At 57.9% G+C, this 20,658-nt stretch carries 24 protein-coding genes, 1 tRNA gene and 1 pseudogene; 13 read left to right on the top strand and 13 right to left on the bottom strand.

Annotation, left to right across the window (positions count from 1 at the left end; translation table 11 throughout):
- Positions 1-85 precede the first annotated feature (85 nt).
- From C4J83_RS16245 to C4J83_RS16225, 5 genes are read left to right on the top strand one after another with little or no spacing between them, the layout of a single operon-like run.
- Positions 86-646 carry a carboxymuconolactone decarboxylase family protein gene (locus C4J83_RS16245; protein ID WP_124417604.1) on the top strand — a complete coding sequence of 187 codons (561 nt, stop codon included), beginning with the start codon at positions 86-88 and terminating at the stop codon, positions 644-646.
- 51 nt (positions 647-697) lie between these two features.
- On the top strand, positions 698-1,759 hold the full coding sequence (locus C4J83_RS16240) for an acyl-CoA dehydrogenase family protein (protein ID WP_106579080.1): 1,062 nt from the start codon (positions 698-700) through the stop codon (positions 1,757-1,759).
- A complete protein-coding gene (locus tag C4J83_RS16235; protein WP_124417603.1) occupies positions 1,756-2,559 on the top strand; it encodes an ABC transporter ATP-binding protein in 804 nt (267 codons plus the stop codon). Before C4J83_RS16240 ends, C4J83_RS16235 begins: the two co-directional genes overlap by 4 nt.
- The gene (locus tag C4J83_RS16230; RefSeq protein WP_124417602.1) at positions 2,546-3,745 is read left to right on the top strand and encodes an ABC transporter substrate-binding protein; all 1,200 of its coding nucleotides are present in this window, start codon (positions 2,546-2,548) and stop codon (positions 3,743-3,745) included. Before C4J83_RS16235 ends, C4J83_RS16230 begins: the two co-directional genes overlap by 14 nt.
- Before the next feature lie 11 nt (positions 3,746-3,756).
- A complete protein-coding gene (locus tag C4J83_RS16225; protein ID WP_372239330.1) occupies positions 3,757-4,503 on the top strand; it encodes an ABC transporter permease in 747 nt (248 codons plus the stop codon).
- A 41-nt stretch (positions 4,504-4,544) separates the two neighbouring features.
- On the opposite strand, the gene C4J83_RS30520 is transcribed toward C4J83_RS16225, so the two are convergent.
- Positions 4,545-4,682 carry a hypothetical protein gene (locus C4J83_RS30520; protein ID WP_164487942.1) on the bottom strand — a complete coding sequence of 46 codons (138 nt, stop codon included), beginning with the start codon at positions 4,680-4,682 and terminating at the stop codon, positions 4,545-4,547.
- Between the two features lie 173 nt (positions 4,683-4,855).
- Between C4J83_RS30520 and C4J83_RS16220 the strand changes: the two genes are divergently transcribed.
- Positions 4,856-5,050 (top strand): hypothetical protein, encoded by a 195-nt coding sequence (locus C4J83_RS16220; protein ID WP_053255884.1) that lies wholly within the window; start codon positions 4,856-4,858, stop codon positions 5,048-5,050.
- A 9-nt stretch (positions 5,051-5,059) separates the two neighbouring features.
- Here C4J83_RS16220 and C4J83_RS16215 read toward each other — a convergent pair whose 3' ends face one another.
- Positions 5,060-5,443: a fe2+ zn2+ uptake regulation protein gene (locus C4J83_RS16215; RefSeq protein WP_124417601.1), complete on the bottom strand. Its 384-nt coding sequence runs from the start codon at positions 5,441-5,443 to the stop codon at positions 5,060-5,062.
- Between the two features lie 238 nt (positions 5,444-5,681).
- Here C4J83_RS16215 and pvdQ point away from each other — a divergent pair, with 238 nt between their 5' ends.
- The 3 genes from pvdQ to C4J83_RS16200 all read left to right on the top strand — a co-directional run bounded on the left by pvdQ (position 5,682) and on the right by C4J83_RS16200 (position 10,914).
- Positions 5,682-7,961 carry a bifunctional acylase PvdQ gene (gene pvdQ / locus C4J83_RS16210; protein WP_124417600.1) on the top strand — a complete coding sequence of 760 codons (2,280 nt, stop codon included), beginning with the start codon at positions 5,682-5,684 and terminating at the stop codon, positions 7,959-7,961.
- Positions 7,962-8,173: 212 nt separating this feature from the next.
- Positions 8,174-8,247 (top strand) — tRNA-Cys (locus tag C4J83_RS16205).
- A 498-nt stretch (positions 8,248-8,745) separates the two neighbouring features.
- Positions 8,746-10,914: a hybrid sensor histidine kinase/response regulator gene (locus tag C4J83_RS16200; protein ID WP_305955557.1), complete on the top strand. Its 2,169-nt coding sequence runs from the start codon at positions 8,746-8,748 to the stop codon at positions 10,912-10,914.
- A gap of 157 nt (positions 10,915-11,071) precedes the next feature.
- On the opposite strand, the gene C4J83_RS16195 is transcribed toward C4J83_RS16200, so the two are convergent.
- From C4J83_RS16195 to C4J83_RS16145, 11 genes are all read right to left on the bottom strand, one after another.
- Positions 11,072-12,136, bottom strand: a complete 1,065-nt coding sequence (locus tag C4J83_RS16195; protein ID WP_124417599.1) for a tyrosine-type recombinase/integrase — start codon at positions 12,134-12,136, stop codon at positions 11,072-11,074.
- 3 nt (positions 12,137-12,139) lie between these two features.
- On the bottom strand, positions 12,140-12,376 hold the full coding sequence (locus C4J83_RS16190) for a DUF4224 domain-containing protein (protein WP_124418880.1): 237 nt from the start codon (positions 12,374-12,376) through the stop codon (positions 12,140-12,142).
- Positions 12,377-12,378: 2 nt separating this feature from the next.
- Positions 12,379-12,723: a hypothetical protein gene (locus tag C4J83_RS16185; RefSeq protein ID WP_124417598.1), complete on the bottom strand. Its 345-nt coding sequence runs from the start codon at positions 12,721-12,723 to the stop codon at positions 12,379-12,381.
- A 75-nt stretch (positions 12,724-12,798) separates the two neighbouring features.
- Positions 12,799-13,620: a YfdQ family protein gene (locus C4J83_RS16180; protein ID WP_124417597.1), complete on the bottom strand. Its 822-nt coding sequence runs from the start codon at positions 13,618-13,620 to the stop codon at positions 12,799-12,801.
- 51 nt (positions 13,621-13,671) lie between these two features.
- Positions 13,672-14,019: a YfdP family phage-associated protein gene (locus tag C4J83_RS16175; protein WP_124417596.1), complete on the bottom strand. Its 348-nt coding sequence runs from the start codon at positions 14,017-14,019 to the stop codon at positions 13,672-13,674.
- Positions 14,020-14,073: 54 nt separating this feature from the next.
- On the bottom strand, positions 14,074-14,316 hold the full coding sequence (locus tag C4J83_RS16170) for a pyocin activator PrtN family protein (protein ID WP_124417595.1): 243 nt from the start codon (positions 14,314-14,316) through the stop codon (positions 14,074-14,076).
- Positions 14,313-14,690, bottom strand: coding sequence for a hypothetical protein (locus tag C4J83_RS16165; protein WP_124417594.1), 378 nt, complete (start codon positions 14,688-14,690; stop codon positions 14,313-14,315). Before C4J83_RS16165 ends, C4J83_RS16170 begins: the two co-directional genes overlap by 4 nt.
- The gene (locus C4J83_RS16160; protein WP_124417593.1) at positions 14,687-14,962 is read right to left on the bottom strand and encodes a hypothetical protein; all 276 of its coding nucleotides are present in this window, start codon (positions 14,960-14,962) and stop codon (positions 14,687-14,689) included. Before C4J83_RS16160 ends, C4J83_RS16165 begins: the two co-directional genes overlap by 4 nt.
- A 10-nt stretch (positions 14,963-14,972) precedes the next feature.
- Complete coding sequence (locus tag C4J83_RS16155; protein WP_124417592.1) at positions 14,973-15,554, bottom strand: deoxynucleotide monophosphate kinase family protein; 582 nt, start codon at positions 15,552-15,554, stop codon at positions 14,973-14,975.
- The gene (locus C4J83_RS16150; RefSeq protein ID WP_124417591.1) at positions 15,551-15,769 is read right to left on the bottom strand and encodes a hypothetical protein; all 219 of its coding nucleotides are present in this window, start codon (positions 15,767-15,769) and stop codon (positions 15,551-15,553) included. The genes C4J83_RS16155 and C4J83_RS16150 overlap by 4 nt, the downstream gene beginning before the upstream one ends.
- 135 nt (positions 15,770-15,904) lie before the next feature.
- Positions 15,905-16,549 (bottom strand): helix-turn-helix domain-containing protein, encoded by a 645-nt coding sequence (locus C4J83_RS16145; RefSeq protein ID WP_256660602.1) that lies wholly within the window; start codon positions 16,547-16,549, stop codon positions 15,905-15,907.
- A gap of 3 nt (positions 16,550-16,552) precedes the next feature.
- On the opposite strand from C4J83_RS16145, the gene C4J83_RS30775 reads away from it, so the two are divergent.
- The 4 genes and pseudogenes from C4J83_RS30775 to C4J83_RS16125 all read left to right on the top strand — a co-directional run bounded on the left by C4J83_RS30775 (position 16,553) and on the right by C4J83_RS16125 (position 20,395).
- Positions 16,553-16,885, top strand: coding sequence for a helix-turn-helix domain-containing protein (locus C4J83_RS30775; RefSeq protein ID WP_256593081.1), 333 nt, complete (start codon positions 16,553-16,555; stop codon positions 16,883-16,885).
- 139 nt (positions 16,886-17,024) lie between these two features.
- On the top strand, positions 17,025-17,513 hold the full coding sequence (locus C4J83_RS16135) for a phage regulatory CII family protein (protein WP_069023708.1): 489 nt from the start codon (positions 17,025-17,027) through the stop codon (positions 17,511-17,513).
- Entirely contained in the window at positions 17,443-17,709 is a 267-nt protein-coding gene (locus tag C4J83_RS16130; RefSeq protein WP_372239273.1) for a TraR/DksA C4-type zinc finger protein, read from the top strand. The genes C4J83_RS16135 and C4J83_RS16130 overlap by 71 nt, the downstream gene beginning before the upstream one ends.
- Positions 17,706-20,395, top strand: a pseudogene (locus C4J83_RS16125) (bifunctional DNA primase/polymerase). Before C4J83_RS16130 ends, C4J83_RS16125 begins: the two are co-directional and overlap by 4 nt.
- Positions 20,396-20,658: the final 263 nt, after the last annotated feature.

The following is a 20,658-nucleotide window of genomic DNA, read 5'->3' as shown; positions in this document are numbered from 1 at the left end:
GAGCAAGTAATCGCTACTTTAGCCTATTGAGGCGATTTTTTATAACCAACAGACTGGATACACGAATCCATCAGGAGACCACTCCATGTCCCGTGTACCGTTGCTCACCCCCGAAACCGCGCCGGAAGCCGCCAAACCCTTCCTCGAAAACGCCCTGAAGGCCTCGGGTTTCATCCCTAATCTGCTCGCCGTATTGGCCAATGCACCGGCTGCGCTGGAAACCTACATCACGGTTTCGGGCCTCAACGCCAAGGCAGAATTGAGCCTGGCCGACCGCGAAGTGGTGCAGCTGATTGCCGCCACCACCCACGGCTGTGATTTTTGCGTTGCCGGCCACACCGCCGTGGCGCGCAACAAGGCCAAGCTGCCTGAAGACGTGATTGATGCGCTGCGCCAGCGCGGCGAACTGCCCAATGCCCGCTATGAGACACTCGCCGCCTTTACGCGCGAAGTGATCGCCACGCGCGGTGATGTCAGCGATGCAGGCTTCCAGGCGTTCCGTGCTGCCGGTTATTCCGAAGGCCAGGCCCTGGAAGTTATTTTGGGCGTGAGCCTGGCAACCCTGTGCAACTTCGCTAACGTGTTTGCCCGTACACCGCTGAACCCGGAGCTGGCGCAATACCGTTGGGAAAAACCGGCAAGCTGAAGCGCGCATGCGTCGGCGATGGTCCACCTGCTGTAACAAGGAGAAACATGAATGCTTGACCCAATCTTGAGCCGTTGGCTCGATGTTCAAGCGCAGGCCCTGGATGTGGGCAGTTGCGATCCACAGGAAGTGCTGCCAAGGCTGGCAGAGTCCAATGTCTTACGTATCGGCGTGCCCAAAGCGCTGGGTGGCCTGGGCGGCGACGTCACCGCCGCGGTTGACGCCATCGCCAATGTCGCCAGCCATTCCCTGGCGGCGGCATTTGTCTGCTGGGGCCAGCGCTCCTTTATCGAATACTTGCTGCAAAGCCCCAATGAGCGGCTGCGCGAGCACCTGTTGCCGGACTTGCTCAGCGGCAAGCTGGCCGGGGCGACTGGCCTGTCGAATGCAATGAAGTTTTTGTCGGGCATCGAGACCCTGCAAATCAGCGCCGAGCCGACCGAAGACGGCTGGACGCTCAACGGCCGCCTGCACTGGGTGACCAATTTACGCAAGAACGGCTTTGTCGCGGCGGCCGCTATCGAGCATGCCGCGGGCGGTGCGCCGTTTATCCTGGCGATTCCCGATTCGGTTGCCGGCTTGCAACGCTCGCGCGACCTCGAACTGATGGGGTTGCAGTCGAGCAACACCGCCGCGTTGGGCCTCGAAGGCGTCGAGCTGAGCCGTGAGTGGTTGTTGCATGAAGATGCGCGCAAGTTCCTGCCGGCGGTACGCCCGGCGTTTCTGGGCTTGCAATGCGGCATGTCCATTGGCCTGGCCCGTCGTTCGCTGGCGGAGGTGGCCAACCACCTGGGGTCGAGTCGTACAGTGTTGCGCGATGAGTTGGAAGCGCTGCGGGTGACCCTGGATCACTTGGTCAACGACCTGAAAAAGGGCCTGCTCGCCGGGCGCTTTGCGGCCGAGCCAGTGCCGCTGTTCAAGCTGCGGATTGCCCTCGCCGAAACTGCCGCCAGTGCCGTGCAGCTTGAACTGCAAGCCAGCGGCGGCAAGGCCTACCTCACCGCCCACGGCAGCGGTTTTGCACGGCGTTGGCGTGAATCGGCCTTTGTGCCGATCGTGACGCCAAGCCTGGTGCAGTTGCGCACCGAGTTGCATCGCCAGGCCAATCTATGAACCAGGCGGTATTGACGGCCCAGGGCATTTGCCTTGGGTATGCCAGCGGCCCCGTGTTGCATGGGTTTGATTTGCAGCTGCAACCGGGCGAAGTGGTATCGATCCTGGGCCCCAGCGGCGTCGGCAAATCCAGCCTGTTGCGTGTGCTTGCCGGTTTGCAAGCGCCCCAGGGCGGTAGCGTGCGCGTGCTGGGCGAGCCCTTGAATGGCCCGCATCCACGCGTTGCAGTGGCATTCCAGGACCCCAGCCTGTTGCCCTGGCTGAGCCTGGAAAAGAACGTCGCATTTGGCCTGGATTTCGCCCGCCAGCCGCACTTGAGCACCGAGGAGCGGTGCCGTCGCGTTGATCACGCCATTGCGGCGGTCGGGCTGGAACATGCCCGCCAACAGTTTCCGGCGCAATTGTCCGGCGGCATGGCCCAGCGCACCGCATTGGCCCGCTGTCTGGCACGCCAGCCACAGGTGCTGTTGCTGGATGAGCCGTTCGGCGCGTTGGATGAAGTCACTCGCGCCGACATGCAACACCTGTTGCTCAAGGTCAACCGCGAGCAAGGTTCGGCGGCGGTGCTGATCACCCACGACATCGACGAGGCGCTGCTGCTGTCCGACCGCATCCTGCTACTGGGCAACCGCCCAGCGCGGACGTTGGGCGAGTGGCACATTGACCTGCCACAGCCGCGTGAAGAACAGGTCGAGGCCATCGGCGCGCTGCGTATCGACATTCTGAAAACCTTACGGCAGGCGAGCCGCCCTCAACCCAACCCCCTTGAACTGCTGGAGCCCAACCATGTGTCTGGATGACCTCACTCACTCGCGCCGTGACTTTCTCAAACTTTCGGCGGTGCTCAGTGCCGCCGGTGCCATGCCGCTGCTGAGCAGTTTGCAGGCGCGCGCCGCCAGCGAACCGGACGCGCCGGTGCGCATCGGTTATTTGCCGATCACCGACGCCACGCCGCTGCTGGTCGCACACAACAACGGCCTGTTCGAAGCCGAAGGCATCAAGGCCGAGCGCCCGGTGCTGCTGCGCAGTTGGGCCCAGGTGATCGAGGCGTTCATTTCGGGACAGGTCAACGTGATTCACCTGTTGTCGCCGATGACGGTGTGGGCGCGCTATGGCAGCAAGGTGCCTGCCAAGGTTGTGGCCTGGAACCACGTCGGCGGTTCCGGCCTGACGGTGTCGCCGGGCATCACCGACGTCAAGCAACTGGGCGGCAAGTCGGTGGCGATTCCGTTCTGGTACTCGATCCACAACGTGGTCGTGCAGCAGTTGTTCCGTGATAACGGCCTGACCCCCGTGGCGCGTGCTGCCGGCAGTGCGATTGCCGCCAACGAGGTCAACCTCATCGTGTTGCCGCCTTCCGACATGCCGCCGGCCCTGGCCAGCAAGCGCATCGACGGCTATATCGTCGCCGAGCCGTTCAACGCCCTGGCAGAAAACCTCAAGGTCGGCCGGGTGCAGCGCTTTACCGGCGATGTGTGGCGCAACCATGCGTGCTGCGTGGTGTTCATGCACGAGCATGATCTGACCAACCGCCCCGAATGGTCGCAAAAGGTCGTGAATGCGATCGTCAAGGCTCAGGTCTGGACGCGTGACAACCGTGAAGAGGCGGTGAAGCTGCTGTCCAAAGACGGCCCGAACCGCTACACGCCACACGCCGAGCCGGTCTTGAGCAAAGTCCTCGCACCCGCTGCCGCCGACCGTGCTGCCTACCTGGCCGACGGGGCGATCCAGCATGCCAATTGGGATGAACACCGCATCGACTTCCAGCCTTACCCATTCCCCAGCTACACCGAGGAACTGGTGCGGCGCTTGAAGGACACGCTGATTGAAGGCGACAAGAAATTCCTCGCCGACCTCGATCCGGCGTTCGTTGCCAAAGACTTGGTCGACGACCGTTTTGTGCGTAACGCCATCGAGTCGGTGGGCGGCATGAAAACCTTCGGTTTGCCGGATGGGTACGAACGGCACGAGGAGATTGGCGCTTGAATAAAGGCAGAATCCCGGGCTGGTTGCTGGGGCTGAGTGGCTTGGCAGGCTTGCTGTTTTTGTGGTGGCTGGGCGTCAAGGTATTCGGCGACGCCGACGGTTTGTCGGCGCGGTTTTCAGTGGCGGCGACCTTCAGTAGCTTGTGGGAACTGCTCGGGCGCAGCGAGCTGTACCTGCACATAGCGGTCAGCCTGAAACGCATTTTCGTCGGGCTGTTTCTGGCGTTGTGGGTAGGCGTGCCACTGGGCCTGCTGGTGGGCAGTTCGCGCAACCTGGAGGCGGCCACCACGCCGGCTTTCCAGTTTCTGCGGATGATTTCGCCGCTGTCGTGGATGCCGATCGTGGTGATGTTGATGGGCGTAGGCGACCAGCCGATCTATTTCCTGCTGGCCTTTGCGGCTGTGTGGCCGATCATGCTCAACACCGCTGCCGGCGTGCGTCAGCTGGACCCGCGTTGGCTGCAGTTGAGTAAGAGTTTGAGCGCTACACGCTGGGAAACCTTGCGGCGGGTGATCATCCCCGGCGTGGTGGGGCATGTGCTGACCGGCGTGCGCCTGGCCATCGGTATCTTGTGGATCGTACTGGTGCCGTGCGAAATGCTTGGGGTCAGTGCGGGGCTGGGCTACTACATCCTCGACACTCGGGACCGTCTGGCCTATTCGGAACTGATGGCCATGGTGCTGCTGATCGGGCTGTTGGGCTTTGCCCTGGATGCGTTTGCGCGTTGGTTGCATCAGCGCTGGGTGCATGCTGGCTGAGCGCCCCGGTTTCCGGCCTGGAAAGCGGGGCGCAGGCGCGATCAGCGGTGCTCGTAGCCTGGGCCGCCGTCGTAGCGATGATCGTGCCAGCCGCCACCGCCGCCGTGTGGGAAAAAGAAGCAGCCGCTCATGCTCAGCATGATCAGCAATGGAATCAGCAGTGTGATTCGACGTAACATTTGAAAATCCTCTAGGGTGCTCACAAGGTCAATCAGGCGTGGGACAAGCCAAACTTTTTCATCGCCTGTAACATACGACCCTGCCGACCCTCATCCATCCCCGTCACTGGGTATGTGCTTGGCATGTTCGGCGATACAAAGTGGATACATTTATCAGGTTCAGGAACCCCGTCATGACCCAAAAGCAACGTTTGAAATATTCGATTCTGATTTCCCTTGTGGTGCTGGGGACGATGTTCGGCCTGTCCTACCTGCAGAACACTGGGGTCATCAGCGAAAAAACGTTCCAGTACATCGCCATTGCCGTGGCGGTGACCGTGGTAGTGATCAACGGCATCATGCGCCGCAAGGTCAAGCCCAACTTCTGATCGCGTCAGTCAGGCGCGACTATCGAGCACTTTGGCAGCCTCTTCATGGAGGCTGTAGCTTTTATCGGCATTGAGGGTGATCACGCCCTCGCTGCACAGGCGCTTGAGCACCTCACGCACGCTGAGAAACGACAACGGAATGCCCAGCTCCAGCAAATGGCTGTGCACGCCGCGCACCCCGAGGGTGCGCTGGTTGTCGGCAGCGGTGAGGAGGGCGTCGATGACCTTCAGCCGAATCAGGCTGGTGCGCAAACCGAAGCACTTGAGCAAATGGCGTATACGCTGGTTGCCTTGCTGTTCGGGCGCTTTGCCGAACGCGTGTGCGCCGCCGCTGCCGTAATTGGCGTCGGCGGCCGGTGAATGTCCGTCCGTGGGCAGTTGCGAGTTGTACATGCAAAAAACTCCTTATCAGAGCCTGATCAGGAAAATGATGGCGCTCTTACCTAATAAGACGAACGAGCGACAGAAATCATGAAGTGCTGGATGTAGAAATTTTGTTGGTATCGACTTTGTCACAGCGCGCACGCCTTAAATAAACGCGTCCGGCGGCTAAATTATTCCCGGTTCATTGCGTCCTTACGGTGGGGTAGTTGCCCCTTGTGAGGGTGTTCAATTTGACTGTGGAGCTTGCGTGATTATTTCCAACCGGTTGTCCAGGGTGTGCGTGGCGGGGCTGTTGCTGGGGGCGAGTCTTGCCGCGTCGGCGCGCGAGCAAGTGACGCAGGCGTCGGCGGACATTCGCCGCACCACGTTTGGGGTGCCGCACATTCGCGCCAACGACGAACGCGGCCTGGGCTATGGCATCGGCTACGCCTATGCCCAGGACAACCTGTGCCTGCTGGCCAACGAAGTGGTCACGGTGAGCGGCGAGCGCGCCAAGTATTTCGGCCCCGAACAGGCGACCCTGGAGGAGCGCAACAACCTTGTCAGCGATGTGTTTTTCACCTGGCTGAATACACCCCAAGCGGTGAGCGCTTTTTGGAACGCCCAGACGCCACAGATACAGCAGCGGATTGAAGGCTACGTCGCCGGCTACAACCGCTACCTGAAAGAGCAGGGCGCGCCGGCACAATGCCAGGCGGCGTGGGTTCGACCGCTTGTGGCGCAAGACGTGATCAAGCTGACGCGCAGGCTGCTGGTGGAAGGCGGTGTCGGGCAATTTGCCGACGCCCTGGCTGGCGCCACACCGCCTCAAGCCACTGCCAGTGTGAAACCCGGTTTGAAAGCCTTTGAACAGGCATCGGCCAACCAGCAGCGTTTCAGCCTCGACCGCGGCAGTAACGCCGTCGCGGTAGGCCGTGATCGTTCGTTTAATGGCCGTGGCATGCTGTTGGCCAACCCGCATTTTCCGTGGGTGGGCGGCATGCGTTTTTATGAGATGCACCTGACCATCCCCGGCCAACTGGACGTGATGGGCGCCGCGCTGCCAGGCTTGCCGCTGATCAACATCGGCTTCAACCAGCATGTGGCCTGGACCCACACGGTCGACACGTCCAAGCATTTCACCCTCTACCGCCTGACCCTTGATCCCAAGGATTCGACGCGCTACCTGCTCGACGGTCAATCCATTCCCCTGGAGAAAACCTCCGTCACCGTGCAGGTCAAGCAGGCCGATGGCAGCCTGAGGCCGCAGGCGCAGACGGTGTACAGCTCGCAGTTCGGCCCGGTGGTGCAATGGCCCGGCAAGCTGGATTGGGACAGCCACTATGCCTTCAGCCTGCGCGACGCCAACCTGGGCAACGACCGCGTCCTGCAGCAGTGGGACGCCATGAACCGCGCTACCAGCCTCAAGGCGCTGCAAACCTCGGTGCACACCCTGCAAGGCATCCCGTGGGTCAACACCCTGGCCGCCGATGATCAAGGCCAGAGCCTGTACATGAACCTGTCAGTGGTACCCAACGTCAGCGCGGCCAAACTTGCGCAATGCAGTGACCCGCGCGCCGGCCTGCAACTGATCGTGCTCGACGGCTCCCACAGCGCCTGTGCCTGGGACATTGACCCGCGTGCCGCCCAACCCGGCATCTTCGCCGCCGCCGACCTGCCGCAGCTGGAACGCACCGACTACGTGCAACACGCCAATGATTCAGCGTGGATGGCCAACCCCAAGGCGCCGTTGACCGGGTTTTCGCCGGTGATCAGCCAGGATCATATCGGCCTGGGACCGCGCGCCCGATTCGCCCTGCAGCGCCTGCAATCGCTGGCCAAACAACCGATCAAGGTGACGGACCTGCAAAACATGGTCATGGACAACGAGGTCTACCTCGCCAGCCAAGTCATGCCCGACCTGCTCGCGTTCTGCGCCAACCGCCTCGGCGCGGATGCGGCAACATTGCAGCCACTGTGCACCAGCCTTAAACACTGGGACCAACACGCCAACCTCGACAGCGGCGTCGGCCTGGTGCACTTCATCAATCTGTTCGAACACCTGCAGGCACTCCCCGACGCCTGGCGCGTCGCCTTCGACCCGGCGCACCCGCTGACCACTCCGCGTGGGCTGGCCATCGAGCGCGAACCCGTGGCCAACGCCCTGCGCGAAGCCATGCTGGCCTCGACGGCGGCGGTGGGCCAGCTTGGGTTGACCCGCTGGGGCGACATCCAAGTCAGCGGCCAAACTCCGATGCACGGCGGCCCGCAGCAGCTGGGCATCTATAACGCGATGCAAACCGTGCCACGTGCCGATGGCAAACGCGAAGTCGTCAGCGGCACCAGCTATTTGCAAATCGTCACCTTCGACGACCACGGCCCGCAGGCCATGGGCGTATTGGCATTCTCCGAATCCAGCAACCCTGTCTCTGGGTATTCGAAGGACCAGACCCGCGCCTTCTCCGAGAAAAAACTGCGCCCGCTGCCCTTCACCGACGCCCAGATCCAGGCTGACTCGCAGTATCAGCAACAGCTCATCGAGGAGTAGGGCAGGTGCGCAACCCCTTGATGCCAATACGAAATATTTTTGAAATCAAGGGGTTGCAGGTAAAAGCAAATGAGTACATAATGGCGCCCATCGAACGCAACGAAGCATTAAAAACTTCAATGTATTCAATGATTTAGAGTAGAGGCAGGGTTTTATAGCCCACTCAAGTTTTTATGCGGTGAATGTTAGCGATCAGAGCATTTGTCGTTTGAGGCCGAGTAGCAAAATGGTTATGCAGCGGATTGCAAATCCGCCTACGCCGGTTCGATTCCGACCTCGGCCTCCACTCTTAGAAACCCCGTAGATTAACGTCTGCGGGGTTTTTTATTTGCTGCGATATGCCTACCGCTTCCGCATCTTTTCGAATCACTTCCGCAACAACCTGCACGGCATTGATGAATTTAGGGCGTTTAGGGTACGGCTCAAGCGTTCAATTATTCTGCGGCTAGGCTTTCATAAATGGCTTAAAATTGAACGAAATGGGCTTTTTCGCAAAAGAATGCATGACTTACTAGACGGTAATAAGTTGTCCTTTTAAGGTGCGACTGCTCAACTGTCAGCCGCATTTAATACTCAGTCAGCCTGACTACTCTTGACACGGAAACATGCGTGCTACCTAGCTAGCCGGCAGTAGAATGGGATTTTGGCCACGACAAGATTGTATTGGTCAGTGATGAGGGGGTTGCCCTCTATTTTCACTCGCAGTAGTGTGAACCTTCTGCGGTAAGACAAATCTCAATGACGGCTTAATCTCTCCACCTGCAGGGCGACGCAGTGAACTCTAATGACTAGTGAGTTTAGTGAAACCGATTATCTGAGATCTGAGAACGAGGCGCTTCGCTCGAGATTAGCTGCGGCCGATGCACAAATGGAACGTGACGCGCGCGCTCGTCAGGACCTAGAGCATCTGAGTGTCGCCTTAACGGCTGGTGGAGTTATTGGGACCTGGAATTGGATCCCAAAGCGAGACTGTTTCACCGGAGACGCAGGATTCGCCAAAGCGTTTGGACTTGATCTAGCCCTGGTCAACGTTGAAATCCCCATCGGCAGAGTTCTTGAACACGTTCATCCTGAAGACAGGCCGAGCTTGGACGCTGCAATTGAAAGGGCCATCGTCCTAGGTGGTGCTTATTCTCATCAATATCGAGTGATGCGCTCAGACGGCAAATATTATTGGCTGCTCGCGAGCGGACGAGTTGATTACGATGAACAAGGAGAACCGATAAGTTTCCCAGGATTTGTAATCGATGTAACAGAACGACGGACAGCAGAGGAGCGTCTTCGCATTAGCGAAGCCCTTGCGCAAGAAAACGTGCAGAGGGTGCAGCTTGCACTAGATGCAGGTGCAATAATAGGAACGTGGAACTGGGACCTGCAAACGGACCTTTTCAATGTCGACCAAGCGTTCGCTAGCGCATTTGGGCTTGACCCAGCACTTGGACGAGTGGGCATCCCTTTCGCTCAAATTGTGGCCACTGTTCATCCGGATGATCAGCAAGGTTTGGCATCTGCCATTCACGACGCCAGAACGCGTGGAGGCGCGTACGCACATCAGTATCGCGTGAAGCGTAATGACGGACGTTATTACTGGCTAGAGGCCAATGGTTTCGTGGAGCACTCGCCTGAGGGTATACCCCTTCGTTTCCCAGGAGTTCTCATAGACGTTGAGGGTAGGCGAGCTATCGAAGCGGAACGTGATCGCGCAATAACAGAGCTGCGGGCTTTGAATGATACGCTCGAGCAGCGCGTCGCGGAGCGTACTGCTGAGTTGATCAAAGCACAAGAGAGACTGCGCCAATCTCAAAAAATGGAGGCCGTTGGACAGCTGACTGGTGGCTTAGCACACGACTTTAATAACCTGCTAGCTGGCATTTCGGGGGCGTTGGAAATCATGCTGATCCGACTACGCCAGGAGCGCTTTAGCGATATAGGGCGTTATATAGCAGTAGCTCAGGATGCATCAAAGCGTGCCGCCGCTTTGACCCATCGGCTACTTGCCTTTTCCCGTCGCCAGACACTCGACCCTAGACCAACAAATATCGGCCGGCTCGTTGATGGAATGCAGGACCTGATCCAGCGAACAGTTGGCCCTAGTATCACAGTGGAAGTCATCAGTGCGCCGGGGCTTTGGGTTACCTTGGTGGATCCATCACAGTTAGAAAATGCACTTTTAAATCTTTGTATTAATGCACGTGATGCGATGCCTAGTGGTGGTCGAATAACCATTGAAACGGCTAATCAGTTCATTGATGGGCAAGATTCACATCTACACCAGGTCTCGACTGGAGACTACCTTTCACTCCGTGTGGTTGACACGGGTGTAGGCATGTCGCCTGAAGTAATATCCCGGGCCTTTGAGCCTTTCTTCACCACCAAGCCTCTCGGCGAAGGTACTGGTCTTGGGCTGTCCATGATTTATGGATTTGCTCAGCAGTCAGGTGGGCAGGTTCGTATCAATTCAGAGGAAGGGCATGGCACAGCGGTGCATATTTACCTTCCCCGTTATGATGACGAAACAGTAGTCGAAGCGGATACACCCGAGTCTCCCGGATTGCATCTCCAGGAGCTGATAAAGGGAGGGACGGTATTAGTTGTTGACGACGAGCCCTCTGTTCGTATGCTGGTTTCAGATATTCTGGACGATCTTGGCTACGTCTCGATCGAGGCAGTAGACAGCGTTGCTGGCCTTAAACTGCTGCAGTCTAACTTACGAATCGATCTGCTTATCACAGATGTTGGCTTGCCTGGCGGGCTAAATGGACGTCAGATGGCCGACGCTGCTCGCGTGTTTCGTTCGGATCTCAAGGTTTTGTTTATCACGGGCTATGCTGAGAGCTCGATAATAGGGAGCGAACAACTGCCTCTAGGGATGTCTGTACTCACCAAGCCTTTTCAAGTCGATAAAATGGTTTCGCATATCCTTTCACTTATAGAAGGTCGCCCCGTTGAGTGAGTTAATGTTATTGGGCATCTTTAACAAGCGGTTACTTTAGCCAGATCAACATGGATCGTGCGCGTTCATAGGTTTATTGTGTGCGATATCAGACTATTTTTTTTATTACTTTGAGTGATTTCTAGACAAGCCTGAATTTATCTTAACTAAGTTAAAATTATCTTGTTGGCTTAACTACCTCACCCACTCGCCTATAAACTCTCTTTGTTATCTCTTCAGTTGAGTGGCCCAGCAGACGGCTAGCATGAGCTAACTCGATTTCGCTAGCGGCTTTCGGCCTGATATCCTTGAACTGGAACTGCCTAATGCTAGTAGCCAGCGCGGGATCACCATCAGTGGCGGCTTTTATCGCAGCTTTCTCTCTTGCGTCGTCCCACCTGTTGCGCAACATCTGCTGGCTCATTCGAAGTCCAGACGCGTTTGTTATCAAAGTTGACGTGCGGATTCCATTGACGGCTCTGCGTTCTTGCAGGTCGTCGATAAAGCTACTCAGGCCGGATTGGATTCCGTCATCTTCCAAGCGCAGACGGAGACGTTTTTCGGTCTTGCCCTGACCAATCAGCAAAAAGCCATTGCTCAAGTCGGTGGCTGCAACCTTGAGCACATCAGCGGGACGTTGGCCGGTCAGGTAGGCCAGATCCATCGCGTCCTTGAGTTCCTGTACTGCTTCCGCGTATACCGCGTTCCATACGGTTTCACCGGCATAATAGTCACGTGGCTTTTCCTTGTTGCGGCGAACGCCAAAGCAAGGGTTTGCTTTGTCAGTCAGCCCCCATTCTCGTGCAATGGTAAATGCATGGGAGAGCAGGGCGATCTCACGATTGGCCCTCACCTTGGCTGTCCTTGCGTCACGATACTGCGCTACTACCTGAGGCGTGATCGACTCAATAGGGGCGCCCTCAAATGCTCTTCTTAGCTGCTTGAGTTCCTTGCGGTTGTCGGATTGGGTGCGTATCGACTTGCCCGGGATGATTTCCTTTTCGTAGCGATCAAATACATAGCTCATCAGATGGGTAGGCTTAGGCGGTGTCTTGCGCTCCAGTCTTGCCCATTCCACTTTGGCCTGATCGAGGTCTGTTCCGAGTGGTATTTCCTTCCGCTTCCCGTCGGTAGTTCTCCCGTCGTAGTAATACGATGTCCAAGTCTTTCCACTCTTACCCTTGCGGGTGCGCCGTATCATCCGTGGTGGCAGATCTCTATTGGCTTTACTTCTCTGGCGCATCAGTCAGCCCACCTTTGCAAGGTCGAGCGACCATGTTTCAGCCACGGTATTAACAGCGGATGGTTTGACTCCTGACAGTTTCATTCGGGCGTAAATCCGGCCAACTATTGGGCGGCGAGCGCCTGTCAGAACAAACTCCCAGTGGTTTTCGGTCAACCACTGGATCTGCTTGGAGGGGATCTGATAGCCGGTGATGGTCGCCAGTTCTTCATCGGCAAGGGTTTCGCTTTGGACTTCCATCATCATGCCTCCGCATCAAGTTGCGCAGGGTAGGCCGCCAGCCACATCTTCGCGGCAAAGGCGCTAAGCTGCAGGCGCTGTTTGTTCACCCTGCCGACCATGATTTCTGTGCCTTGGAACGCTTGCCAAGTTTCGACGGCGAGTCGCAGTGACGTGGTGACATTCGTCATCAGTTCGTGGTCTTCAAGGGTGCAGGCTGACGATGCGGCATTCTGCTCGCGGGCCAGGTTGGCGCCACGATCAAAGCCGCGCGCGAAGGCTTTCTTGCGTGCTTTAATAAGGAAAAACGCTGTCGCAATCCAACCTACGAGCAGGCCGGCGACGATGATGTAAGTTTCGATTTGCATGTGCTGCGCCTCATTAGAGCCCGCCGCCGGACAGTTTTGGTGAGAGGACGGCGACGGGGTGTTGCAGGGAGTTAGTTAGAACGTGGCTTCATAGAGCGGCACGTTGGTGATGTCGCCTTCGATCTTGGCGCGCACGGCGTGGTAGGCTTCTTCGAGCACCTTGTCGGCGCGCACCAGTTCGTACCACATGACCAAGCGACCTTCCTGAATGCGGTAGCGGAAGCGGGCGGGCACGCAGAAGGTATCGCCGCCGAGGAACGGCTTGAGCGCAATGAAGAACTCTTCGGGGATACGCAACTGGCCAGCTTCGCCTGCGCGCCCGTCGATCTCTTCGTTGTAGGTCAATTGCACCTGGCCGTTGTCAAGGCGAGTGCCTTGTCGGAACGTGATGTTCTTCTTGGCTTCCAGGGTGCGGCTGATTTCTAGCATGTCGGCAGCGCTTGGGGTGTTCTCATACTCGGGGTGGTGAGTGATGTCTTTCACGTTGTCTTCGATGAATTCGGCGAAGGTAGCCTGGTCCATGCGCTTGCGATCCTTTTCCTTCCAGTTGCCCCATTCAACGGTGGTCGGGCAGCGATACGTCGCTTCATGATCGCGCCACGCGGGTGTGGCCGGATCGTGGTAGTCGATGACTGCCGTGAAAGTCCGGCCTTCGGGGCCGTTGCAAAACACTGCCGTGGCCTGAGTGGAAAAGCGATTCACGTAGCTGATGAACGACTCGGCATCGAGCACGGTGAGCTTCTGCTTGATGCGTGAAGGTGCGGGCAGCAGGTGTTCCAGGCTTTCGATGCTGACCCCGTTCGGTACGAGTGCCAGCGGCGCAGGTATGCCCGGGACCTCCATTGGTTTGCCGAGGGACTGAGCCAGGGTGACCATGTGCTGTAGGGCTTGTTGCATTGGATGTGCTCCAGTGGGTGAAAATTTGGTGAGAGGTTGGTGGGGCGGGTGTTACTGACTGACCTGGCGCAAAGCGCCAGGCCCGGGCTCCTCCACGACACTGCGCAGCGGGATTTCCTGCTGGCGTGGGTCGCGGCGGGTGATGTTGCCTTCGGGCGTAAGGAAGAACAGAGATGTACCGCGAGCCAGAACAGGCTCTTTGGTCTTAACGTCGGCCTTCACGGTCATCTGGCCGCCGCCATCAGGCTTGTAGGTGAGCTTGATGGTTAGATCGCCGCCCTTGCCGGTCATACGGATGGCGTCGATCAGGCTGTGCTGGGCTTCGGTGAGTTCGTCCAGTAGGCCACCGGCCTCAATGTCGCGCAGGGTGTCCATAAAGGGACGTGCTTTGGTGTTCATGTGCTGTGCCTCATTGGATGTGTCGCCCCTGATCGGCAGGGGCTACCGTTTGAATCAGGCCGCTTGCTTCGTTGCTTGGGCGTCGAGGTAATCGGCCAGGTCGTGGAGGTAAACGACTGGCTTGGCGCGGGCGGAGCAGTGCAGCCGCTTAACCACCAGCGCGATCCGACCGGCCTTGATTTCGCTCAGTAGGTAACGGTCGGTACGTATATGCGTGAAGTACTGTTCACGCACGGCGGTCAAGCTTGGGCACGGCGTGGCGAACTGGCGCCGGAGTTGGTCCAGAGTGGTTGTCACGCGGAATCCTCCCCTTGCCCCTCCTTTTGGGGCACCAGCTTGAGGCGGATCAGTTCGGCGAGACCTTCTTTGCTTTTGCCCTTGGCCGCTGCCAGGACGTTGCCTTCGACGTCCGCAACGACGGCGCCGTAGGGATATTCCGGGCACTTCACCGGCGTCACATAAGCGACCTGGCCTTCGGAGATCACTGCATCGACACAGCGGAAAACTTCGGCCAGCTCGACCGACACGCAGGGCAATGCCTCCAGCAGTTCAACGGCTTCGGCTGAGGCGCCGATCAGAGTGGCGCGGCTGATTACCGTTGGGTGGTTGAGGTACATCGGCACCAATTTCAGGGCGCCTACAGCGGAGTTGATGGCGTTCGGCGTCTTCATGCTGCTGCGTCCTTGTTGGTGATAGTGATGTCCAGCTTCTTGGCGATCCACTCAACGCCGGCTTCCTTGACCATCACTACGGCGTAATGCACGGGCTTGCCGATCATTGGATTCCAGCGAACGCGAGCGTCCGAAAACAGGTAGCCGCGCTCGCGATGGGCGCTGGCCAGGTCGCCTGATGAGTTGATCACGCCAAGTTCCCGCAACCTGGTGCGGAAGGCGCGGGGCTTGAGCCCGAGCAAAGCTGCGGTTTGATCCAGGGTGCGGTTCATGGCTGCGGCCTCAGGCTGTGAGATGTTCGGAGTGTTGCTGGATGCGGCGAACCATCAGGAACGCCTTATCCAGCGAGCGCAGGAACTCCTCGACCGTGCCGTAATTAGTCAGCGTTAGATCATCCTTATGAGCAGCTACCCCGGCCTCGCTGACGTGAGGGTTCACGGCTGGTGCATCGGCCCGAAAAATATGAATGACCGTGCCGCCGCGGCGACGAATCAGGTCCGCTTCGTTTTCAAAGCGCACGTCGCTGATGACGAAGCCCAGCACCGCGCCCAGCGCCTTCGTCATGTAATCGAGGTTTTGTTCAGCGAGCTTTACCCATACATCTGGGTGCACGGTGTTGCGTGCCCACTCAGTGCCCATTGACTGCATCAGCTGACGTGGCGAGCGGTCGAGCCAAGCCAGTGGCTGCTCCTTGCGATTGTCTTCGAAGTCGGTAGGGTCGAGGTTGAAGATCGCCATCAAGCCATCGCGGAGCGGATCAGCGAATGCGTAGTGCTCCAGAAGGTAAGTGCCAACCAGGTGTTCGGCGGCTGTCGACTTGCCGGAGCGGGCGCGGCCAGTGAGGCCAATCAGAATAGGCCTCATGCTGCGTCGCCTCCCAATGGGCCCAGGTCATCGCTGGCGGTGGCGATGGCGGAGGGGGTGGGGGTGGGGGCGGGAGCAATCGTGGCGCGACCCAGATTGACGATGACCAGAAGGCCGGTGTTGCGCTGGATGCGTTCTACGGCGGCGGGGCTGGTTGCCGCCGCCGGGTGAAGGTAGACCGGGCAGCGGGTGTTGCTGTGCTGTGTCGTTTGCATGGTTCGTACTCTTTGGTGAGAGGTAACTATGCAAACGATACAAATGCGTATTGATCCAGTCAATACGTATTTGAATTGATTTTGGTCTGGGCATAAAAAGGCACGCATCAAGCGTGCCTTCGTGCTGATAGCTACTTAAAAAATTTCGAGCTTGGAGAATACAACCCCGCAAATCGTGGCGTCTTGGCTCAGCTCAATAATTGGCTCCGGCCACGCAGGATTCAATGGTTTTAAAAAGCGTCTGCTTCCCTCCATTACCAGCTGCTTGAAGGTCGCTTCCTGGCTTTCGACTAGTTTTGCGATAACAAGCGATCCATTTTCAGCCTCTTTCGCCGGGTCGACGAAAATTATATCGCCGTCGCGGAAAGAGCGGCGCTCGTGTTGGTTGAACATAGATAGCCCCCTCACACGCAAAGCGTAGCTTTGGTTACTGTGAGAGGCGGCGCAGGGAAGCCATAGCTCTGCATCATCGAGCGTTTTAACGTCCGTGATTTCGCACCATGCCCCAGCTTGAACCCACGATATCAATGGTACATATCCCTTGATGGTTGGGCCCGGCTCAACATTATGCTCCTCGGCTGCGGCGCCATTAATTTGTTTGGCCCCTTGGTCTGATTGATCGCCCCCCTTCCACAGCCAGTTGCTGCTGACCTTGAGAGCCTTTGCAATCTTTTCGACGTTTTGGTGGCGTGGGCTGGCAACTGCGTTGGTCACAATCCTGTGTATCGTCGGTTGGGGAACGCCAGAGCGCCGGCCAAGTTCGCCTTCGGACAAATTCATCTCATGCATACGCTGAGCAATGCGATCGCCAATCACTTTTTTCCTGCCTTGATTCAGAAACGTATCATCAAGTGTATTGAATCAATCAATACGTTTGTGTATTGTGGCGGTCAATGCGAAAGCGCATCGGTGATTGATATGACTATTCAGCAAATGCTCGCGGAGTTACTGAGCACTGGTTTATCCCAGCGCGTCATTGCAGAGCGTGTGGGTACGACACAGCCAACAATTAATCGGGCAGCCAAGGGGGCGGATGTTCGGTATGTAACTGGAAAAGCTATTGAGAGCCTTTATTCCCAAGAAAAAGAAGCAGCTGGCTTGAAATCGGCAGCTTGAAAAGGTGCCGGACTGAGGCCTCTCACCAAAGATCCCCCAGCCCGGCTACGACGACACACAGCACATGCACATCGGTCGTGGTCGTAGGATAGGGCGTGCCCGTTTCTATGGCTAGACCGTAAAAGAGGTATTTACGGTTATGAGTCGAACAGATCAATCACCGGCCACTGGGCCGGTTCTTTCTCTGCGCAAAGCGATCTACCGCGCGGCCCATGATTACCGGGGCGGCGTGACTGCTTTGGCGCTGGACATGGTGCTCGATTACGACAGCCTGCAGAAGAAGGTCAAGCACGACGAAGAGCGGCGCTGGCTGGATCCTGACGAAATGGAAGAGGTGATCAGGCTGACCGCCGATCCTTGCCTGTTAGATGCCCTGGTAAGGCCGGCGGGTGCCGTTTGGTACAAGCCAATTCCGGTACCGGCAACTGCCGATGCGTTGAAGGCCGTCGGCAAGATGCTTGAGGAGTCAGGCCAGTTCGTGGCCTGCATGCACGACGGCGCCGCCGATAACATCTGGGAACCCCACGAAGTCCTCCTGCTGGAACAGCGCGGCATGGATGTTATCCGCGAGGTGCTGGGCATCATGGCTGGTGCGCGCAAGGCTATGGAGGGCACTGACAATGTCTGATGATATCGATATCGCCAACGATGCTGCTGAGCATTTCCGACAGCTCGCACTGGCGAGCCGTCCACGCCCAACGTGCTCCCTCAGCGCGCAATTCTGTGAGGATTGCGACGAGCCTATCCCGTTACTTCGTCAGCAGACGATCCAGGGTTGTGCTACCTGCGTCAGTTGCCAGGGGTTGCGGGAGCGGCGGCGATGAGTGAGCAATCCACCAGCACAGCGATATCGTCCTGGGCTCGCCGCTACATCGAAACCTTTAGCCTTGCCCTGGTCCCAATTGACCCTGGCGAAAAAGCGCCGAAGGGCATGGGCTGGAACAAGCCGGGCGGTTACATCACCGACCCGGTTGCCGCCGAAACTTTCTGGCAGCGCAATCCAAATCACAACATGGGCGTAGTGCTCGGGCCTAGCCGTGTCTGCTCGTTGGACGTGGACGATGTGCAGTGGGCGCGGTTTGTATTGTTCGACCAGATGGGCCTCGATCTAGATGCCATGGCAGTGGTTTATCCGACCATCGTGGGCAACCCTTTGCGGTTCCGCGTGCTGTTTAAAATGCCGGATGACATTGAGCTGACGCGCCACTCGCTTTCTTGGCCCAATGAGAAAGACCCCGATGGGTCGATTCACAAGGGGTTGATGGCTCGCTCGAAAGCGGCAAAAGAGCAGGGGAATGCTGCAGGCGAGGCTGCTGCGAAAGCCGAGGCTGAGGAATACAAACGCTTCACGGTGTTTGAACTTCGTGCGGGCCTGGTGCAGGACGTGTTCCCGCCATCGATTCACCCGGGCACTGGCAAGCCGTACACCTGGCGCACGCCGCCGAATGCTGCAGATGGTCTGCCGGTGCTTACCAACGAGTTGCTGAACATTTGGCAAAATTGGGATGTGTTCAAACGCAGCGCCGAGGCCGCGTGCCCTTGGGCTCCGAAACCGAAGAAGCCCGCCGCGAAACCTATCAAGCGTGCTCCACCTGCTGACGGCAAACCCTCGGTGATTGATGAATTCAACCGATGCCACGATGTGGAAGAGCTGTTGCGTGCCCACGATTACATCAAGCGCGGTAACAAATGGCTGTATCCACACAGCAGCACCGGGCTACCTGGTGTGACGGTCACCGACCGCAAGGTCTATTCGCACCATGGCGCGGATCCGTTGGCCAACGGTCACCAGAATGACGCGTTTGAGGTGTTTTGCCTGCTGGACCACGATGGCGATCAGTCGAAGGCGGTGAAGGTAGCCGCCCGGATGTTGGGTATGCAGCATGCGTCGCGCCCAGCCACACAAGATCTTCCCCTGGCCCCATCGGCGGATGCCAGCGAGCAGGACTCCAGTGCGACGGCAAGTAAGGCAGCTCCTGCTGCTGATGGGGGGCGGGAGAGGTGCTGACCTATGAACAAGTGCTGCGGCGTTACGTGCTGGTCGAAGGCACCACGCAAGTGTGGGATCTCGACAAGGCGCGGGTGATGAAGAAAACCGCGTTTGAGGCTCGCGTCGGCAAGCCATTGGCGAAACAGTGGGTCGACGATACCAGCAAAAAGCTGATCTCGGATGACAAGGTCAAGGAGATCGAGCAAGCCCGCAAGATGGCTGGCAAGAAGGGTGGTGTACTGAACCTGGAGCCGATTGAACGGTACGTGTACATCGATGGTACCAAGGACGTTTGGGACCGGGAAAAGAAGCGGCGGGTTGCTGAAGGCGCGGTCAAGATGGCCCTCGGCGATATGTACGGTATGTGGTTGAACAGCCCGGAGCGGCGCGTGGTCGATGTGGAAAACATCGTGTTCGACCCGACGATGACCAAGGATCCAAACATTTACATCAACACGTTCGACGGTCTGCCAATGGAGCCGGCGCGCGATGATGCCGCGTGCGAGAACCTGCGGTGGTTGATTTCATTTCTGTGCAACCACGACCAGTCGTCACGAGATTGGCTGGTGAAGTGGTTGGCGTACCCGTTGCAGCACTTGGGCGCGAAGATGGATACGGCGGTGCTGGCGCACTCGACGATGGAGGGCTCGGGCAAAAGCCTGCTGTTCGCCGATGCCTTCGGATTGCTCTATGGACAGTACGCGGCTACGGTCGGACAGACTCAGCTCGAAAGCAACTTCAACGCCTGGCAAAGCCGCAAGTTGTGGGCGGTGTTCGAAGAGGTCGTGAGCCGTGATCAGCGTTATAACCAGGTGGGCAAGATCAAGCACCTGGTGACCGGCAAGACGGTGCGTATGGAATCGAAGTTCATCAACGGTTGGGAGGAAGCCAACCACATGAACGCCGCGTTCCTCAGCAACGAGATTATGCCCTGGCCGATCGCGCCCAGTGACCGGCGAATGTTGGTGCTTTGGCCGATGAAAACACTTCCGGTTGAGCGCCAGAAGGCAGTAGGACGAGAGCTGGAGAATGGCGGCGTCGCGGCGCTGTACGCGTGGTTGTTGTCAGTTGACCTGGGCGGCTTCGACCAGCGCACCAGGCCGCCAAGCACTGACGCGCGTGAGCGGTTGGTGGCACTGAGTCGGGCCAGTTGGCAGACTTTCCTGTTCCTCTGGCAATACGGCGAGCTTGGGCGTGATATGTGGGGCGCCTGTTTGTCTACTGACCTTTACGCAATGTTCCTAGAGTGGTGCCACCGCAACAAAGAGCATGTGATGAGTCAGACGAAGTTCTCGTTGTTCATCAGCTCGGAGGTGGACAAGACCCGCGCCATCCCCTGGACGGATGGCAGCAATCGCAAGTTCGCGGCGTTCTTCTTTCCCCGCGATGAGCAGGCTTCCCTGCCCCCATCACTCAGCTCGGCCGACCTGGGCAAAGCGGTGGTTGCTTGGCGGGCTGCGGCGCGCCTGGCGGGATGGAACGTCGACAACTGGGACCACATTAAGGCGGCTGCAGCATGAGTCCGTCTAAAAGTGTGTTGGGTGTGTCGGGTATGTGTTGGGCTGGTTTTAGATGCCCAACACAATTTCATCCCTTCTATTTCGCGGCTTTCAGCTTTGTGTGCTGGGTGTGTTGGGTTTGGCGTCGCGCATGCGCATGGGCGACGTTATTTGAACAAACGGCAGCAATATTTTTTTCTTATGCGAGAACCCTTAAACCCAACACACCCAACACACTCGACACATTTGATTTAAGGCTATTGATTTCAAAGGGTTTTAGTTGT

Origin of the sequence: Pseudomonas sp. LBUM920 (assembly GCF_003852315.1) — a bacterium.
GTDB lineage: Bacteria > Pseudomonadota > Gammaproteobacteria > Pseudomonadales > Pseudomonadaceae > Aquipseudomonas.
The sequence above is the reverse complement of the archived record's forward strand: the minus strand, read 5'-3'. Positions and strand labels throughout refer to the sequence as shown.

Excerpts from the sequence above, each read along its gene's own strand:
- C4J83_RS16245 (WP_124417604.1), top strand. The coding sequence starts at position 86 with ATGTCCCGTGTACCGTTGCTCACCCCCGAAACCGCGCCGGAAGCCGCC.
- C4J83_RS16240 (WP_106579080.1), top strand. The coding sequence starts at position 698 with ATGCTTGACCCAATCTTGAGCCGTTGGCTCGATGTTCAAGCGCAGGCC.
- C4J83_RS16235 (WP_124417603.1), top strand. The coding sequence starts at position 1,756 with ATGAACCAGGCGGTATTGACGGCCCAGGGCATTTGCCTTGGGTATGCC.
- C4J83_RS16230 (WP_124417602.1), top strand. The coding sequence starts at position 2,546 with ATGTGTCTGGATGACCTCACTCACTCGCGCCGTGACTTTCTCAAACTT.
- C4J83_RS30520 (WP_164487942.1), bottom strand. The coding sequence starts at position 4,682 with ATGTTACGTCGAATCACACTGCTGATTCCATTGCTGATCATGCTGAGC.
- C4J83_RS16220 (WP_053255884.1), top strand. The coding sequence starts at position 4,856 with ATGACCCAAAAGCAACGTTTGAAATATTCGATTCTGATTTCCCTTGTG.
- C4J83_RS16215 (WP_124417601.1), bottom strand. The coding sequence starts at position 5,443 with ATGTACAACTCGCAACTGCCCACGGACGGACATTCACCGGCCGCCGAC.
- C4J83_RS16200 (WP_305955557.1), top strand. The coding sequence starts at position 8,746 with ATGACTAGTGAGTTTAGTGAAACCGATTATCTGAGATCTGAGAACGAG.
- C4J83_RS16195 (WP_124417599.1), bottom strand. The coding sequence starts at position 12,136 with ATGCGCCAGAGAAGTAAAGCCAATAGAGATCTGCCACCACGGATGATA.
- C4J83_RS16190 (WP_124418880.1), bottom strand. The coding sequence starts at position 12,376 with ATGGAAGTCCAAAGCGAAACCCTTGCCGATGAAGAACTGGCGACCATC.
- C4J83_RS16185 (WP_124417598.1), bottom strand. The coding sequence starts at position 12,723 with ATGCAAATCGAAACTTACATCATCGTCGCCGGCCTGCTCGTAGGTTGG.
- C4J83_RS16180 (WP_124417597.1), bottom strand. The coding sequence starts at position 13,620 with ATGCAACAAGCCCTACAGCACATGGTCACCCTGGCTCAGTCCCTCGGC.
- C4J83_RS16175 (WP_124417596.1), bottom strand. The coding sequence starts at position 14,019 with ATGAACACCAAAGCACGTCCCTTTATGGACACCCTGCGCGACATTGAG.
- C4J83_RS16165 (WP_124417594.1), bottom strand. The coding sequence starts at position 14,690 with ATGAAGACGCCGAACGCCATCAACTCCGCTGTAGGCGCCCTGAAATTG.
- C4J83_RS16160 (WP_124417593.1), bottom strand. The coding sequence starts at position 14,962 with ATGAACCGCACCCTGGATCAAACCGCAGCTTTGCTCGGGCTCAAGCCC.
- C4J83_RS16155 (WP_124417592.1), bottom strand. The coding sequence starts at position 15,554 with ATGAGGCCTATTCTGATTGGCCTCACTGGCCGCGCCCGCTCCGGCAAG.
- C4J83_RS16150 (WP_124417591.1), bottom strand. The coding sequence starts at position 15,769 with ATGCAAACGACACAGCACAGCAACACCCGCTGCCCGGTCTACCTTCAC.
- C4J83_RS16145 (WP_256660602.1), bottom strand. The coding sequence starts at position 16,549 with ATGAATTTGTCCGAAGGCGAACTTGGCCGGCGCTCTGGCGTTCCCCAA.
- C4J83_RS30775 (WP_256593081.1), top strand. The coding sequence starts at position 16,553 with ATGCATACGCTGAGCAATGCGATCGCCAATCACTTTTTTCCTGCCTTG.
- C4J83_RS16135 (WP_069023708.1), top strand. The coding sequence starts at position 17,025 with ATGAGTCGAACAGATCAATCACCGGCCACTGGGCCGGTTCTTTCTCTG.
- C4J83_RS16130 (WP_372239273.1), top strand. The coding sequence starts at position 17,443 with ATGTTATCCGCGAGGTGCTGGGCATCATGGCTGGTGCGCGCAAGGCTA.